The sequence below is a fragment of the Bradyrhizobium sp. SHOUNA76 genome (genome assembly GCF_023006445.1).
Lineage (GTDB): Bacteria > Pseudomonadota > Alphaproteobacteria > Rhizobiales > Xanthobacteraceae > Bradyrhizobium.
In genome coordinates this window covers 1-591 of sequence record NZ_JALBHA010001090.1, presented here as the reverse complement: position 1 = coordinate 591, position 591 = coordinate 1, and the positions used below count along the sequence as shown (strand labels likewise).

The following is a 591-nucleotide window of genomic DNA, read 5'->3' as shown; positions in this document are numbered from 1 at the left end:
CACTGGAGCGTGCTGAAGGCGCGCGAGGCCGGCGTCGAGGTCATCGGCGACATCGAGCTGTTCTGCCGCGAGCGGCGGCGGCATGCGCCGGATGCGCCGTTCGTCGCCATCACCGGCACCAACGGCAAGTCGACCACGACGGCGCTGATCGCGCATCTGACCAAAGTGGCCGGCTACGACACCCAGATGGGCGGCAATATCGGGACCGCGATCCTGTCGCTGGAGCCGCCGCGCACGGGCCGCGTCCATGTCGTCGAGATGTCGTCCTACCAGATCGATCTCACGCCCTCGCTCGATCCTTCCGTCGGCATTTTGCTCAATGTCAGCGAGGACCATATCGACCGTCACGGCACGGTCGAACACTACGCCGCGGTGAAGGAGCGTCTCGTCGCGAGCGTGCAGCCAGGCGGCACCTCGATCGTCGGCGTCGATGACGGTTTTTGCCGCGATATCGCCGACCGGCTCGACCGCGCCGGCAAGAACGTGGTGCGCATCTCGGTCAGGAATCCGCTGGCCTCCGGCATCCATGTCGAGCACGGCACCATCGTGCGCACCGCGGGTGGCGCGCGCAGCGAGGTCGCAAAGCTCGGC

Annotated in this window: 1 protein-coding gene; it reads left to right on the top strand. The window is 67.3% G+C overall.

The window, feature by feature from the left end:
- Positions 1-591 (top strand): Mur ligase family protein (locus MOV74_RS39910; RefSeq protein ID WP_246933078.1); only part of this gene is annotated, 591 nt, incomplete at both ends.